Origin of the sequence: Pigmentiphaga sp. (assembly GCF_033795525.1) — a bacterium.
Lineage (GTDB): Bacteria > Pseudomonadota > Gammaproteobacteria > Burkholderiales > Burkholderiaceae_B > Pigmentiphaga.
The window spans coordinates 449334-463735 of record NZ_JARYGM010000002.1 but is presented as its reverse complement, the minus strand read 5'-3'; the positions used below and the strand labels follow the sequence as shown (position 1 = coordinate 463735).

General features: G+C 64.7%; 14 protein-coding genes. 5 read left to right on the top strand and 9 right to left on the bottom strand.

Annotated elements, in window-relative coordinates; genetic code table 11:
- Positions 1-102: 102 nt before the first annotated feature.
- Positions 103-1128, top strand: coding sequence for an aromatic ring-hydroxylating dioxygenase subunit alpha (locus QHC78_RS06920; protein ID WP_319743143.1), 1026 nt, complete (start codon positions 103-105; stop codon positions 1126-1128).
- Positions 1129-1183: 55 nt separating this feature from the next.
- Entirely contained in the window at positions 1184-2395 is a 1212-nt protein-coding gene (locus tag QHC78_RS06915) for an ABC transporter substrate-binding protein (protein WP_319743142.1), read from the top strand.
- Positions 2396-2530: 135 nt separating this feature from the next.
- Here the strand turns inward: QHC78_RS06915 and QHC78_RS06910 are convergent, their stop codons facing one another.
- The 7 genes from QHC78_RS06910 to QHC78_RS06880 form a co-directional block, all read right to left on the bottom strand.
- The gene (locus QHC78_RS06910; RefSeq protein WP_319743475.1) at positions 2531-3271 is read right to left on the bottom strand and encodes an ABC transporter ATP-binding protein; all 741 of its coding nucleotides are present in this window, start codon (positions 3269-3271) and stop codon (positions 2531-2533) included.
- A gap of 50 nt (positions 3272-3321) precedes the next feature.
- Entirely contained in the window at positions 3322-4098 is a 777-nt protein-coding gene (locus QHC78_RS06905; protein ID WP_319743141.1) for an ABC transporter ATP-binding protein, read from the bottom strand.
- Positions 4095-5987 (bottom strand): ABC transporter permease, encoded by a 1893-nt coding sequence (locus tag QHC78_RS06900; protein ID WP_319743140.1) that lies wholly within the window; start codon positions 5985-5987, stop codon positions 4095-4097. Before QHC78_RS06900 ends, QHC78_RS06905 begins: the two co-directional genes overlap by 4 nt.
- Positions 5988-6068: 81 nt before the next feature.
- Positions 6069-6653: an amino acid synthesis family protein gene (locus QHC78_RS06895; protein ID WP_319743139.1), complete on the bottom strand. Its 585-nt coding sequence runs from the start codon at positions 6651-6653 to the stop codon at positions 6069-6071.
- A gap of 40 nt (positions 6654-6693) precedes the next feature.
- Positions 6694-7317: an amino acid synthesis family protein gene (locus QHC78_RS06890; protein ID WP_319743138.1), complete on the bottom strand. Its 624-nt coding sequence runs from the start codon at positions 7315-7317 to the stop codon at positions 6694-6696.
- A gap of 99 nt (positions 7318-7416) precedes the next feature.
- Complete coding sequence (locus QHC78_RS06885) at positions 7417-8307, bottom strand: UPF0280 family protein (RefSeq protein ID WP_319743137.1); 891 nt, start codon at positions 8305-8307, stop codon at positions 7417-7419.
- Positions 8308-8315: 8 nt separating this feature from the next.
- Positions 8316-9914 (bottom strand): 6-hydroxynicotinate reductase, encoded by a 1599-nt coding sequence (locus tag QHC78_RS06880; protein ID WP_413816424.1) that lies wholly within the window; start codon positions 9912-9914, stop codon positions 8316-8318.
- A gap of 171 nt (positions 9915-10085) precedes the next feature.
- On the opposite strand from QHC78_RS06880, the gene fdxA reads away from it, so the two are divergent.
- The 3 genes from fdxA to QHC78_RS06865 are packed head-to-tail and all read left to right on the top strand — an operon-like array spanning position 10086 to position 12431.
- Positions 10086-10409: a ferredoxin FdxA gene (fdxA, locus tag QHC78_RS06875; RefSeq protein WP_319743136.1), complete on the top strand. Its 324-nt coding sequence runs from the start codon at positions 10086-10088 to the stop codon at positions 10407-10409.
- Between the two features lie 17 nt (positions 10410-10426).
- Complete coding sequence (locus QHC78_RS06870; RefSeq protein WP_319743135.1) at positions 10427-11200, top strand: ferredoxin--NADP reductase; 774 nt, start codon at positions 10427-10429, stop codon at positions 11198-11200.
- Between the two features lie 37 nt (positions 11201-11237).
- Positions 11238-12431 (top strand): amidohydrolase family protein, encoded by a 1194-nt coding sequence (locus tag QHC78_RS06865; protein ID WP_319743134.1) that lies wholly within the window; start codon positions 11238-11240, stop codon positions 12429-12431.
- A gap of 84 nt (positions 12432-12515) precedes the next feature.
- Here the strand turns inward: QHC78_RS06865 and QHC78_RS06860 are convergent, their stop codons facing one another.
- Together QHC78_RS06860 and QHC78_RS06855 are read right to left on the bottom strand one after the other, a co-directional pair.
- The gene (locus QHC78_RS06860; protein ID WP_319743133.1) at positions 12516-13052 is read right to left on the bottom strand and encodes a phosphoribosyltransferase; all 537 of its coding nucleotides are present in this window, start codon (positions 13050-13052) and stop codon (positions 12516-12518) included.
- 51 nt (positions 13053-13103) lie between these two features.
- On the bottom strand, positions 13104-14399 hold the full coding sequence (locus QHC78_RS06855) for an adenylosuccinate synthase (RefSeq protein WP_319743132.1): 1296 nt from the start codon (positions 14397-14399) through the stop codon (positions 13104-13106).
- Positions 14400-14402 lie beyond the last annotated feature (3 nt).

Here is a 14402-nt window from a genome sequence, read left to right as displayed (position 1 = left end):
GGTCCGGAATTTGCCTGTCGACGACAGGATGGCTCCGGCCCCACGCCGGACGTTCTTCCATTCGGGCTTGCCCGGCCCGACCAAGCGAACAGGAGTGAAGAAGTGGCTCGATATGCACGCAACACCTGGTACCCCATCGCATGGTCGCGCGACATCGGTCGCGCACTGACGCGCCGCACGGTCATCGAAGAAGACGTCGTTCTATACCGGACGGAAGCCGGCGATGTGGCCGCGCTGGAAGATGCCTGTCCCCACAAGCTTGCCCCACTGTCCATCGGCCGCATCGTTGGCGACCAAGTGGAGTGCGGCTATCACGGGCTGCAGTTCGACTGCGCCGGCCAGTGCACCAAGGTGCCGGGCATGGCGCAGCCTCCGGGCAACATCCGGGTACGCAGCTTTCCGACGGCCGAAAGCATGGGCATGGTCTGGATATGGATGGGGCCGCCGGAGCTGGCCGATAGCTCCAAGGTGTTCGACCTGCCCGAATACCACGACCCGGCGTTCAGCCTGGTCGAAGGCGACGCCCTGCTGGTCAAGGCCAACTATCTCAGCCTGGCCGACAACCTTTGCGACCCGTCTCATGTGGGTTACGTGCACCGCTCGACCCTGGCGAACGAGCATCACGAATCGGTTCCCGTCATGAACGAACGCCAGCGCGACAAGGTCGTGACCTGGCGCTGGGTGCTGGACTCTCCCCTGATTCCTATCTTCCAGGGGCTCAAGGACTTCGGCGGCAACGTGGACCGATGGCATTACTACCACTACTACGCCCCCAGCATCGCCGTCATCGATTTCGGATCGGCCAGGACCGGTACCGGCGCGCCCGAAGGCAACCGCAGCGATTGCATCCAGATGTATGCCTGCCATTTCATTACGCCGGTGGACGAACGTACTTGCGTGCAACATTGGCTGTGCTTGAAAAACATCCCCTCCGATCCGGAAATCGACGCCCGATTGCTGGCTGGCCTGCGCACGGCCTTCGACGAGGACAAGGCCGTGCTGGAAGCCATCCAGCGCAACGAGGATCGCCAGCGCGACTGGCGACCGGTCAAGCTTGCCATCGACGTTTCCTCCGTCAAGATGCGCAAGATGGTCGATGAAATGATTGCCGCGGAAAACGCCGCGTAGGACCGCCACGGCCTGCGGGCCATCCTCAACCTCGATGCACTCAGGAGCCTTACATATGAATCGGATTTTCGGGATAGGCGCGCTTGCGGCCATCGTTCTGGCTGCGGCCGGCGGCACCGCGCATGCCGCGGACGACGTCATTCGTATCGGCGAAATCAACAGCTACAAGCTGCTGCCGGCCAACATGGTTCCCTACAAGAAAGGCTGGGAGCTGGCGCAGGAAGAAATCAACGCAGCCGGCGGCCTGCTCGGCAAGAAGGTGGAAACCGTATTCCGCGACGACAACGGCAACACCGGCGATGCCGTGCGCATGGCAGAAGAGCTGCTCTCGCGCGAGAAAGTCGACATCCTGTCCGGCGTGACCTTGTCGCACGTCGGGCTGGCGATCGCCGACTTCGCCAAGCAGAAGAAAGTGTTCTTCCTCGCTTCGGGCCCGTTCACCGACCGCGTGGTGTGGGAGAGCGGCAATCGCTACACCTACCGCCTGCGCTACGGCACCTATTCGATGACTACCGCGCTGGTCAACGAAGCCGCGAAAATGAACAAGAAGCGCTGGGCCCTCGTCTATCCCAACTACGAGTACGGCCAGTACGCGGCCAAGACCTTCAAGGAAATCCTCAAGAAGGCGCAGCCCGACGTGGAGTTCGTAGCTGAACAGGCCCCGCCCTTCGGCAAGATCGACGCGGGCTCGGTGGTACAGGCGCTCGAGCAATCGAAACCCGATGCCATCTTCAACGTCCTGTTCGGTCCGGATCTGACCAAGTTCGCCCGCGAAGGACAAACCCGCGGCCTGTTCAAGAACCGCGAGGTAGTCAGCCTGCTGACCGGCGAACCGGAATACCTCGATCCGCTCAAGAGCGATGCGCCGGACAACTGGCTGGTGACCGGCTATCCCTATGAGCTGATCAAGACCCCGGAACACCAGAAATTCATCGACGCCTACCGCAAGAAATACAACGACTATCCGCGCATGAATTCGGTCATCGCCTACGCGACGATGAAGGCCATCGCGGCGGGCGTCACCAAGGCGGGCTCCACGGATACCGAAAAGCTGATCGAGGCGTTCAAGGGACTGGAATTCGACACGCCCCAGGGCCGCTCGGTATTCCGTCCGCTGGATAACCAGTCCACCTTCGGCGTCTATGTCGGCCGCACCGGGGTCAAGAACGGCAAGGGCTATATGAAAACCGGCGACTATGTCGACGGCGCCTCGGTCATGCCCGCCGACGACGTGGTGCGCAAACTGCGTCCCGCAACCGATAACTGATCTTCCCTGCTACAGGGCTGCCGGCGAGCTCCCGGCAGCTCCCTTCTCCGGCCCCTTCATTGCGGCGTTCGTCCGGTCCTGCCGGAAGGACATGGCCGTCGGCGCCTGAGGCAAAACCGCCGGCCACGCGGCGCGCTACATGCTGAGGTAGGCGCGCCGCACTTCTTCGTTGCCCGCCAGCTCTTCCATCGACCCGACGAAGCGGATTTCTCCGCGTTCCAGCACATAGGCCCGGTCCGACACCAGTTCGGCAAAGTGCATGTTCTGCTCCGACAGCAGGATGCTGACTCCGTGCTCTTTCAGCTCCTGGATCATGTTCACCATTTGCTCGACGATGACAGGCGCAACGCCCTCGGAGGGTTCGTCCAGCAGCACGACATACGGATTGCCCATGAGCGTGCGGGCCACCGCCAGCATCTGCTGCTCGCCGCCGCTCATCCTGCCACCTGGCCGGTCCGGCATCTCGCCCAGGTTGGGAAAGAGCTGGAACAGGCGTTCCGGCGTCCACGCCGGCGCCGCGGCGCCACCTGGCCAGGTACGAGGCGCCTGCCGTCCGACCTCCAGATTCTCCATGACGGTCAGCTCGGTGAAGATACGCCGCTCTTCGGGGACATAGCCCAGCCCCAGCGATGCTGCCTCGTGCGGAGCCGTTCTCGAGAGGTCCTGGCCCATGAACGACACCTGCCCCCGGCGCTTGGCGATCAATCCCATGATGGCCTTGAGCGTGGTGGACTTGCCTGCGCCGTTGCGTCCCATCAGTGCCACGACCTCGCCCCGGCGCACCTCCAGGCTTACGTTGAACAGGATCTGCGCGGCGCCATACCAGGCAGCCAGTCCGTTGACTTCCAGCAGCGAATCGCTCGTCGTGTCGACCATGGATGGGGGGACCTGTAGGGAGGAAGGATTGGGAACGGCGTACAAAGCCATCAGGCGGCCTCCTTCTTGGCGGCTTTTTCGAACGTCTTGCCCGTGCCGAAGTACACCTCCTGGACCTTGGGGTCATCCCGGATCTGCGCCGGTGCGCCCTCGGCGATCAAGCGTCCGCGCGCGAGGACGATGACCCGGTCCGAATGCGCGAAGACGACGTCCATGCTGTGCTCCGTAAACAGGACCGCCATGCCCCGCTCGACGACCAGGCGCTTGGTCAGCGCCATCAACTCGTTGCGCTCCCCTGGTGCCATGCCCGCGGTGGGTTCGTCCATCAGCAGCAGCTTGGGGCGATTGGCCATCGCAATGGCCAGTTCCACCCGCTTGACATCGCCATAGGCAAGGACGCTGCAAGGACGGTCGGCCTGCGCTGCCATGCCGACCTGATCCAGCAGCGCGAGCGCGTCATCGCGCCGATAGGCGCCGGCGCGACGCCACATCGAGAACAGCTTCCGATCTGCCGACAGAAGCGCCATCTGCACGTTCTCGACGACGGTGAGCGAGGAGAAGGTCTCCGCGATCTGGAAGGTGCGCCCTACGCCCAGGCGCCAGATTTCCCGGGGCTTCAAGCCGATCAACTCATGGCCGTCGAACTTGATCGATCCGGTATTGGCGCGCAGTTGGCCGTTGACCATATTGAAGGTGGTCGATTTGCCCGCGCCGTTGGGCCCGATGAGCGCGAGCAGTTCCCCGGGGGCGATCTCGAAATCGATGCCGTCCACCGCTTTGACGCCGCCGAAGGATTTGCCCAACCCGCTTACTTTCAACAAGCTCATTTCGCCACCTCTTCCCCTCGGCGCTGCATGATCTGCTTGGCGAAACCCGCGATCCCCTGCGGAAACAGCAGTACCAGCAGCAAGATGATGAAGCCCAGCATCGCCCGCCAATAGTCGGTATTGCGGGCGACTGTGTCATGCAGCCAGGTGAAGGTCACCGCCCCCACGATCGGCCCGGTGAGCGTCTGCAGGCCGCCCAGCAATACCATGACGAGACCGTCGATGGACTTCACCACGTTCAGCGTTTCCGGGGAAATGCTCCCCTTGGAGAATGCGAACAAGGCGCCCGCCACACCCGCGAACAGGCCCGCAACCACGAATGCCGCCCACTGCATGCGCTTGACATCGATGCCAATGGCGTCTGCGCGGAGGGGCGAATCCCGCCCGGCGCGCAAGGCATAGCCGAAAGGCGCAAACAAGGTACGCCTCAGCAGCAGGATGCCCGCCGCCACCAGCGCGAGGGTCAGGTAGTAATAGGCCCGCTTGTCCTGCAGCCATTCGGCCGGCCAAATGCCGGTCAACCCGTTACTGCCGCCCGTCAGTTCGTCCGACTGGTAGCAGACCGCCCAGACGATCTGCGCGAACGCCAGCGTCAGCATGGCGAGGTAGACGCCGGACAGGCGTACGCTGAACCAGCCGAATACGAATGCTCCCGCCACCGCCGCCAGCGGCCCGAGTATCAGCGCCACTTCCATGGGAGCATCCAATGTGCGCACCAGCAGCGCGGCGCCGTAGGCCCCCAGGCCGAAATAAGCCGCATGGCCGAACGAATGCATGCCACCCGGCCCCATGATGAAGTGCAGGCTGACGGCAAACAAGGCCGCCACCAGCAGATCGATCAACAGCACCGTCGTATACGAGTTGGCATCGAGCAGCAGCGGCAATACGCACAGCGCAGCCAGGAACGCCCACCCTGCCCCCTGGCCCCAGGGGCCTGCCAGCCGCAGCGGCGGCTCGACCGCTGCCGAGTTCCGGCTGGCTGCCTGCGGACGGCCGAACAGGCCCCAAGGCCTCAGAACGAGCACCACCGCCATGACCAGGAATTCGACGACCAGCGTCAGCTTCGAGAAGTTCAGGTCCATGCCGAACAGGTGAACACTCCCTATCCAGATGCACAGCGCCTTGATTTCCGCGATCAATAGCGCGGCGGCATAGGCCCCGGGGATGGATCCCATGCCGCCCACCACGACCACGACGAAAGCCGCGCCTATGGTCTGCATGTCCATTTCCAGATTGGCCGGCTCCCGCGGCAACTGCAATGCTCCGCCCAATCCTGCCAGCAAGGCGCCCAGTGCGAACACGGCGGTGAACAGCCAAGCCTGGTTGACGCCGAGCGCGCCCACCATTTCGCGGTCCTGGGTGGCTGCGCGCACCAAGGTGCCCCAGCGGGTCCGGTTCAGCAGCAGCCACATGGCGAGCAAGACAAACGGCCCGACGACGATCAGGAACAGGTCGTAGGTCGGGAACTGGCTGCCCAGGATCTCGACCGCACCTTCCAGGCCCGGTGCCCTGGGGCCCAGCAATTCCTCGGGCCCCCAGTACCACAGGACGACATCGCGTATCACCAGCACCAGTGCGAACGTCGCCAGCAGCTGGAACAGCTCCGGGGCGCGGTACACGCGGCGCAGCAGCAGTATTTCGACCAGCGCGCCCAGCACGCCTATCAGCAGTGCGGCCAGGATGAGGGCAGGCCAGAACCCCAGCCCGGTCCCGAAATGATCGACCAGGGAATAGGCCACATAGATGCCCACCATGTAGAACGAGCCGTGGGCAAAGTTGACGATGCGCGTTACGCCGAAGATCAGCGACAGCCCGGCTGCCACCAGGAATAGCGATGAAGCGTTGGCCAGGCCGTTGAGCGCCTGGACCAGGAACCCGGATACATTCATGCAGCGCCCCTTCTTGACTGAAGGCGGGGTTGAACGAAAAGGCGGCCCCCGCCACGGCAGGACCGCCTCCTGGACGGACGCTTAACGCAGGCCGTCCTTGCCTTGGATTTCCGAGACCTTCAGCCCGCCCACGCGCGGCAGCGGACGGCCGCTGTCGGTCACGGCCACCGCAACCACGATCTCGCCGGCGCGCGGGGCATCCGGCACGCGCGCTTCGATGGCGTCGAAATGACTGCGCACATAGGCGGCATCCTTGTGGCCCAGCGGCACGTCTATTGCCGCACCCAACCCGCCCAGCTTCTTGGCGGACGGCACCAGCGCGGCACCCTGCCCCACCGCTTCACGCAGCGGAGCCCCCAGTTTGGGATGCAGGATGGCGGCGGCGTGCTCCAGCTCGCCAGCCGACCCCACGATGGCAGCCTTGCCATAGCTCTGCGCCTGGCCAGGCTCGATACCCAGCGCCTGCACGCACCTGCGGCCCAAAAGGCCGCCCAGTTCTTCGCCGATGGCCACCAGTTCGTCCAGATTCTCGGCATAACGGCCGGCATAGGGGTTCTCGATCACAGCCATCGCGACCGCCTTGCGCGCCGGAGTGGACAGGCCTTGTCCCATCTCGATACGGGTTTCGTCCACCTGCACGATCAATTTCCTGATCTTGGCCGACATATGGGTTGCTCCTTGCCTTTGATTGTCGATGATGGCGGGATCAGCGCTGGCCGTCCCATTTCGATATGCCGGCGGCCGTCAGCCCACCGACGCGCGCATGCACCCGAGGTCCGGTGCTCATCGCCAGGATCACTACCAGTTCGTCGGCACGCGGTGCGCCGGGCACGCGTACTTCCATCGCGTCGAAATGGCTGCGCACATAGGCGGCATTGATATGGATCAGCGGTACATCCAGCGCGGTTCCCGGCGCGCCGACTTTCTTGGCGGACGGCACGATGGCCAGCGCGTTGCCGTGCTGTCCCGTCTGCGTGTCGGCCCGGCGATCGCCTTTCCAACCCAGCAGCTCCCGCATCGCATAGCCGCCTGGCACGTGCCAGAGCGCTCCGTGCTCGAGTTCGCCGGCCTCCCCGACTACCGCCCCCTTGCCATACCCCTGGATATGCTCGGCCCCAACCTCCATGGCTGCCAAGAGCTTGTGCGCCATGTCCACGCCTACCGGCTCGAGCGCTTCCATGGCGGGCAGGATGTCTGGTTCGTAGCGCCCCGCGTACGGGTTGGTCAGCACGGCCCCTATGGCTCCCCGCCGAAGAGGTTGGTCCGGCGCCGGCCCGAATTCGTGAAAGATGTCTTCGACCTGCGTAAAGACTCGTCGGATTTCTATCATGCCTGCCTCTGGTGAATAAAGCGCCCCCGGTTCGTGCGGTATCTCTCCTCACTGCCGGAGCATGCCTTTCCGCGGTGCCAGCAAGGCCCCCGGTACGAATTAAGCAAATACTGAACCACCCTCCAGCGATTGCGGCCGTGCCGGCCCCAGCCGGCTTCCGGCCACCCTGGCCTGCCCCTGGCACACCAGCGCGGCGCCGAATATCAGGCCTTGCCGCTCGAGCTCGCCGGCCCGGGCCACGCCTGCTTCCAAGGCCTCCGCAACGACGGCATGGGGCAACGGCGGCACGTCGACCGTGACCAGCCTGTCCCCCAGGTCGGTATCGTCCTTGAGGGCATTGGCCGGCCTGCGAACGATAGCGCGATTCCCGGTATCCACGGCATTGGCGATTACCGTCGCCGCCGCGTCCGCCGCCGCGGCATCGCGGGCAAGGACCGTCACGCTATCGGCTATCCCCAGCGAGAAGCTGCGCCCACGCCAGCCGCTGGTAGCCACGCCTCTCACCGGCGCATCGTCGCCGATCCGGACACCGCCGTCCAGTATCGCCGGTGCCGCGCCCGGCAGGCGCCGCGGGTCGCTGCACAAGCCGATGCGGGTGGAGGATCCGGGAGTCAGATGGAGGGCAATGTCCCCCCCGTTGTTGACCCATGCCCGGACGATGCCGGGGCGCTGGTAGCAGCAGATGATTTCGTCGGAGACGGCTCCCGCCACGGCGGCCATGGCGGTGAGCCCATACGCGGACAGCGGCGCGCACGCCCGCCACATGCGCCGGGCCACCGGGCCTTGGACGGCGGTGCCCGCGCCCACCAGCTTGCGCAGCTCGGGCAGCTCGCTGACCAGCTCGGGCAACACGCTGCCGAACCGCTCCCAAGCCTGCGTGTGCGCTTGTGCAACCGCGTCGGGCTGCCCCTCTGCTAGCAGGATCAGGTCGATAGGGCCGTGCGAGAAATGCCACCGGCCTCCTGGCAGCCGAGCACGCTGGGCTTGCATGCGCGGCCTCAGCCGAGCATGGGGGGCCGGCCGAGCGGCCAGGGATTGCCCTCGCCTCCCCGCGCCCAGCGCCGCCCCGTAGGCGCGCCATCGCGGTGCCACGCCCCCGAACGCAAGACCTCCTCCAGCGATCGCACGTAATCCATGTGCCCGCCCAGCGCCTGGTAGTCGTCCAGCCGCATGCTGAACTCGATGGGCGCGACGATGGCGGGCGTGGGAACTGTGCCGAAGCTATGGTCCGGCATCCGCAACACGTCGGCCATGACCGTGATGCCGCCACCAGGCCATACATAGGCAGGCGCGCCTCCCATCGTGACGTTCACCAGCATGTTCTTGATGGAGCGGGTCAACAGCACGGGATTCTCCGTCACGCCGGCGCGCAGGCTGCCGCCGGCTCCGGCCAGGAACATGACCGAGGTGATGGAGGGTTCGCAGTTCTCGCCAATGCGAGCCACCACCGCCGCGACCTCGGGCGGCATGGGCGCCTCGCGCGGCACCAGCGCCTCGTCCAGCACGTACCACGCCGCGTGCTCGCCCGTGGTGGAGGTCATGAGCAGGCGCAGGCCGGGCCAGGCCACCTTGTCGTCCCAGCCTTCTATGATGGACAGCGGGTCGCTGATATCGGTGCCGCCCCAGCCGGTACCCGGGTTGGCCACTTGGAAATACCGCCCCGGCGTGGACTTGCGTCCTTTGATCCGGATGCCGGAATCGCGTGTCGCCAGACACCGGCCGGCCTGGTGCTCGGTCAGCACGCCGGTGATGTGGTCGTCCACGACCACCACTTCATCGACCTTGCCGTACAGCTGCTTGGCGAAGATGCCGATGGCCGCCGACCCGCAGCCCACCCGCATGCGGTGTTCTTCCACGCCGTTCACCACGGGAGGCCGGCCCGCCTGGACGACAATGCGGGCGCCGCCGTCGATCTCGAGCTCGACCGCCTGCTTGTTGCCGAGCGTCTGCATGACGTCCAGCGTGACACGGCCCTCTTTCTTGCTCCCGCCCGTCAAGTGATGGACGCCGCCCAGCGACAACATTTGCGAGCCGTACTCGATGGTCGTGACGTGCCCGACCACCTCGCCCTTGCACCGTACGCTGGCCTGCTCGGGCCCCAGATAGCGATCCGTGTCTATCTTCACCTTCAGGCTGCAGTAGCTGAAGATGCCCTCGGTCACCACCGTCACCATGTCCACGCCCTCGACTTGCGAGGAAACGATGAATGGCGCGGGCTTGTAATCCGGATAGGTGGTGGACGAGCCGATGCCGGTGACGAAGACCTCGTCTGCACGGACCAGGTCGCCATCCCAGTCGAGCGGCGCCGGCGCGCCGCCGTCGTCTCCGTTGGGCGCAAACGGCACCAGCGCGGCGTCGTCGCTATCAAGTTTGCGGCGCAGCAACACCACGGGGTCCACGCGCACGAGGACTCCGTCCACATTCGCATAGCGGTCACAGGCGCCGGACCGTCCCTCGGTGATCTGGCACAGCACCGGACAGGCATTGCACTCGATCTTGCTTGCGCTCATGCGTTCGTTGCGCGGCTTGGCCCGCTCGAGAAACGTCGCTTCGGAGCTGCCTTGAGGGGGGCTTGCGGTTTCGATCGGCTCGGACATTTTGCTCAAACCCTTCAGATGCGACACAGGCCTTGCCGTGCCAAAGATTTTTTATGTAGCATTCACTACATTAAATGTTGTAAACACTACATTGAGCACAATCTAGCGCAATTGGTTGGGCTTCGCAATGTGTTTTTCCCAGCCCCCATCCGGGGCGAAAAGGAGATTTGGATGACGCATGTCGTGAGCGATGCCTGCATCCGGTGCAAGTACACCGACTGTGTCGATGTCTGCCCGGTGGACTGTTTCAGGGAAGGCGCCAATTTCCTGGTCATCGATCCGGACGAGTGCATCGACTGCGCCGTCTGTATCCCGGAGTGCCCGGCGGGCGCGATCTATGCGGAAGAGGACCTGCCCGAGGACCAGAAGATATTCGTCCAGATTAACGCCGACCTCGCGCGTGAATGGAAGAGCATTACCCGGCGCTCCGGCCCGCTGCCCGACGCCGATTCCTGGAAAGACAAGACCGGCAAACTGGCCTATCTCGAACGCTAACCTCCCCGGAGCCGAACATGGCCGCATTTCATGAAGAAACCGTTTTGAGCGTCCACCATTGGACCGACCGCCTGTTTACGTTCAAGACCACGCGCGATCAGTCGCTGCGCTTCAGCAATGGACATTTCACGATGATAGGGCTCAAGGTAGACGGCAAGCCGCTGCTGCGTGCCTACAGCATCGTCAGCGCCAACTACGAGGAACACCTGGAGTTCCTGAGCATCAAGGTGCCCGACGGCCCGCTCACTTCCCGGCTGCAGCATATCCAGGTCGGCGACTCCATTCTCGTCGGCCGCAAGCCTACCGGCACTCTGCTCACCGACTACCTGCTGCCCGGGCGCCGGCTCTACCTGCTGGCCACGGGCACGGGCCTGGCCCCGTTCATGAGCATCGTGCGCGATCCGGAGTCCTACGAGAAATTCGAACAAATCGTTCTGGTGCACGGCGTCAGGCAGGTCGACGAGCTCGCCTACCACGACCTGCTCGTCGAGCACCTTCCCAACCACGAATTCCTGGGCGAGCTGGTCACCAGCAAACTGCGCTACTACCCCACTGTCACGCGGGAGTCGTATCGCAACATGGGCCGCATTACCGAACTGATCGCCACGGGCAAGCTGTTCACCGACCTCGGCACGCCGCCGCTCGATCCCGCACAGGATCGCGTTATGCTGTGCGGCAGCCCCTCCATGCTGCGCGACCTCAAGACCATGCTGGAGGCGCGCGGCTTCAACGAAGGCAACACTTCTACGCCGGGCGACTTCGTCATCGAACGAGCCTTCGCCGAGCAATAGCACTCTCCCCCATCCCTACACAGACAGAGGCAGCGACATGGCAGAAGCGGCATCCACCTCCTCATCCGGCAAGGTCGTCATCAAGAACATCGGCCTTCTTCTTTCCGGCGACATCGATCATCCCATCCTCGACGCCGACACCATCGTCGTGCGCGACGGCATCATCGAAGCCGTCGGCAAGGAGGCCGACTGCGACACCGCGGAGCCCGACTTGTTGATCGACGCCCGGCGCACCTGCGTCGCGCCCGGCTTGATCGACAGCCACGTCCACCCGGTTTTCGGCGACTGGACGCCGCGCCAGGGCCAGCTCGGCTGGATCGATTCGAACATGCATGGCGGCGTGACCACGATGGTGTCGGCAGGAGAAGTCCACCTGCCCGGCCGGCCCAAGGACATCGTCGGGCTCAAGGCGCTGGCCATCACCGCCCAGCGCGCCTTCGACAATTTCCGGCCGGGCGGTGTCAAGGTGCTTGCGGGCGCCCCGGTCATCGAGCAAGGCATGGTCGAGCAGGATTTCAAGGACCTGGCCGATGCCGGCGTCAAGCTGCTGGGCGAAATCGGCCTGGGTTCGGTCAAGGCCGGCGCCGAAGCCGGCCAGATGGTTGCATGGGCTCGCAAGTACGGCATACAGAGCACGATCCATACGGGCGGCCCTTCGATTCCCGGCTCGGGCCTCATCGATAAAGACGTCGTACTTGAGGCCGACGCCGACGTCATCGGCCACATCAACGGCGGCCACACCTCGCTGCCCGAGAGCCACGTCTGTGAATTGTGCGAACGCTCCTCACGAGCCATCGAAATCGTCCACAATGGCAACGAGAAAGTCGCGATCGCCGCCGCCCAGGCCGCGTTGCAGCTCAAATGCCCCCACCGGGTGATCCTCGGCACAGACAGTCCCGCGGGGTCGGGCGTCCAGCCCCTGGGCATGCTGCGTCTGATCGCACTCCTCTCCAGTCTGGGCAACCTGCCCGCTGAACTGGTGTTCTGTTTTGCCACCGGCAACACGGCCCGCATCCGCAACCTGAACTGTGGCCTGGTCGAGCCGGGCCGCGCGGCGGACTTCGTCTTCATGGACAAAGCGCAGCACACTGCGGGCCGCACCTTGCTCGAAAGCGTGCAGGCCGGCGACATTCCGGGCGTAGGCATGGTAATGATCGACGGCATCGTTCGCTGTGGCCGCAGCCGCAACACGCCCCCCGCCACCGAAGTACCAGTGGTCATTTCGCACTGAAGCCCCGGGCGCGCGCCCACGCCAACAAAAAGCCCGGCCGGGATGCTATCCCGGCCGGGCTCTTGCTTGAAACCTCGGCGGCACTTAGTCGCTCTTGCCCTTCCTCACCCATGCCTCGAGCTGATACGGCCGGATGCTGTCGTAATCCTCGAACGGCTGGTGTATCCACGGATTGGTAGGCAGCTTCTGCACGTAGTAGTCCGGCACCACCTTCGAATGTCCCTTGAACCACAGCACCGCCGTCCGCATTTCGGTGATGGTCGCGAACTGGTTCAGCAGGTGCTGGTGCACCCTATCGAACGTCACGCCGGTATCGACCATGTCGTCCACCAGCAGCACGTTGCCTTCCAGCGTTCCGCGCGTGATCGTGATGAACTGGGCGATATCCAGGCGCCCCTGCTCGGTACCGGCGGCCTCGCGGTAGCTGCTGGTGGCCAGGATGCCCAGCGGCACGTCGAAGATGCGCGAAAGCACGTCGCCCACGCGCATGCCGCCCCGGGCCAGGCATACGATCTGGTCGAACTTCCAGCCCGACTGATAGACCTGAAGGGCCAGTTGCTCGATGAGTTGATGGTAGCGTTCCCAGCTGATCCAGAGGTCTTTGTCGGTGTCTTGCTGCATGATGATCGGGCGATTGCAAAAAGCCCCGGGTCTACCGGGGCGCCAAGTTGGTCAGGCCTTGAAGGGATGCCTCAGCACGATGGTTTCGGTGCGGTCGGGACCGGTGGAGACCAGGTCGATAGGCACGCCGCAGACCTCGGCCATCCGCTCCAGGTACCGGCGGGCGTTGACCGGGAGTTTATCGTATTCGGTGACGCCCACGGTGGATTCGCTCCAGCCCGGCATTTCTTCCAGCACCGGCTCGCTGTTCGCGACCGCCGCCGCCCCGTAGGGCAGCACGTCGCGGAATTCGCCGTTGACCCGGTAGCCGACCCCCAGCTTGATGGTTTCCAGGCCGTCGAGCACGTCCAGCTTGGTGATGCAGAGCCCGGAGATGCCGTTCAGGCGGATCGACCGCTTCAGGGCCGCTCCATCGAACCAACCACAGCGGCGCGGCCGCCCGGTGACCGAGCCGAACTCCTTGCCGACCGAGGCCAGGCGCGCGCCGATGTCGTCGGCGAGCTCGGTCGGGAACGGACCGGAGCCGACGCGGGTCGCGTAGGCCTTGGTGATGCCCAGTACATATTCGAGCTTCTGCGGCCCCACGCCCGAACCCGCCGAGGCGGCGCCCGCCACGCAGTTGCTGCTCGTGACGTACGGATAGGTGCCGTGGTCGACATCGAGCAGCGCGCCCTGCGCGCCTTCGAACAGCAGTTTCTGGCCCGCGGCGGAAGCCTCGAACAGCGCGTTGGCGACATCCGCCACCATGGGCTTGAGCACCGGGGCCAGGGTCATGGCCTGGTCACGCACCTCGGCGGCGTCGATGGCCTGCGCGCCCAGGTAATTGGTCAGCACGAAGTTGTGGTAGTCGAGCGCTTCTTCCAGCTTGGCGTCGAACGCAGCCGGATCGTAGAGGTCCTGCACCCGGATCGCACGCCGCGCCACTTTGTCTTCGTAGGCAGGCCCGATGCCGCGCCCGGTGGTGCCGATTTTGCCGGCCCCCTTGCGCGCCTCGCGCGCCTGGTCCACGGCCACGTGGTACGGGAGGATCAGCGGGCAGGCCTCGGACACCCGCAGGCGGGCCCGCACCTCGACGCCGGCGGCTTCGAGTTCTTCGATTTCGCGCAGCAGCGCCTCGGGCGAGAGCACCACGCCGTTGCCGATGTAGCAGGTCATGCCGGCGTGCATGATGCCTGAAGGGATCAGGCGCAGGATGGTCTTCTTGCCAGCGATCCAGAGCGTGTGGCCGGCATTGTGCCCGCCCTGGAAACGCACTACGCCCTGGGCTGACTCCGCCAGCCAGTCGACGATCTTGCCTTTGCCTTCGTCACCCCATTGGGTGCCGATAACCACGACGTTGTTAGCCATGTT

Excerpts from the sequence above, each read along its gene's own strand:
- QHC78_RS06890 (WP_319743138.1), bottom strand. The coding sequence starts at position 7,317 with ATGATAGAAATCCGACGAGTCTTTACGCAGGTCGAAGACATCTTTCAC.
- QHC78_RS06915 (WP_319743142.1), top strand. The coding sequence starts at position 1,184 with ATGAATCGGATTTTCGGGATAGGCGCGCTTGCGGCCATCGTTCTGGCT.
- fdxA (WP_319743136.1), top strand. The coding sequence starts at position 10,086 with ATGACGCATGTCGTGAGCGATGCCTGCATCCGGTGCAAGTACACCGAC.
- QHC78_RS06870 (WP_319743135.1), top strand. The coding sequence starts at position 10,427 with ATGGCCGCATTTCATGAAGAAACCGTTTTGAGCGTCCACCATTGGACC.
- QHC78_RS06900 (WP_319743140.1), bottom strand. The coding sequence starts at position 5,987 with ATGAATGTATCCGGGTTCCTGGTCCAGGCGCTCAACGGCCTGGCCAAC.
- QHC78_RS06905 (WP_319743141.1), bottom strand. The coding sequence starts at position 4,098 with ATGAGCTTGTTGAAAGTAAGCGGGTTGGGCAAATCCTTCGGCGGCGTC.
- QHC78_RS06910 (WP_319743475.1), bottom strand. The coding sequence starts at position 3,271 with ATGGTCGACACGACGAGCGATTCGCTGCTGGAAGTCAACGGACTGGCT.
- QHC78_RS06895 (WP_319743139.1), bottom strand. The coding sequence starts at position 6,653 with ATGTCGGCCAAGATCAGGAAATTGATCGTGCAGGTGGACGAAACCCGT.
- QHC78_RS06860 (WP_319743133.1), bottom strand. The coding sequence starts at position 13,052 with ATGCAGCAAGACACCGACAAAGACCTCTGGATCAGCTGGGAACGCTAC.
- QHC78_RS06885 (WP_319743137.1), bottom strand. The coding sequence starts at position 8,307 with ATGCAAGCCCAGCGTGCTCGGCTGCCAGGAGGCCGGTGGCATTTCTCG.
- QHC78_RS06880 (WP_413816424.1), bottom strand. The coding sequence starts at position 9,914 with ATGTCCGAGCCGATCGAAACCGCAAGCCCCCCTCAAGGCAGCTCCGAA.
- QHC78_RS06855 (WP_319743132.1), bottom strand. The coding sequence starts at position 14,399 with ATGGCTAACAACGTCGTGGTTATCGGCACCCAATGGGGTGACGAAGGC.
- QHC78_RS06865 (WP_319743134.1), top strand. The coding sequence starts at position 11,238 with ATGGCAGAAGCGGCATCCACCTCCTCATCCGGCAAGGTCGTCATCAAG.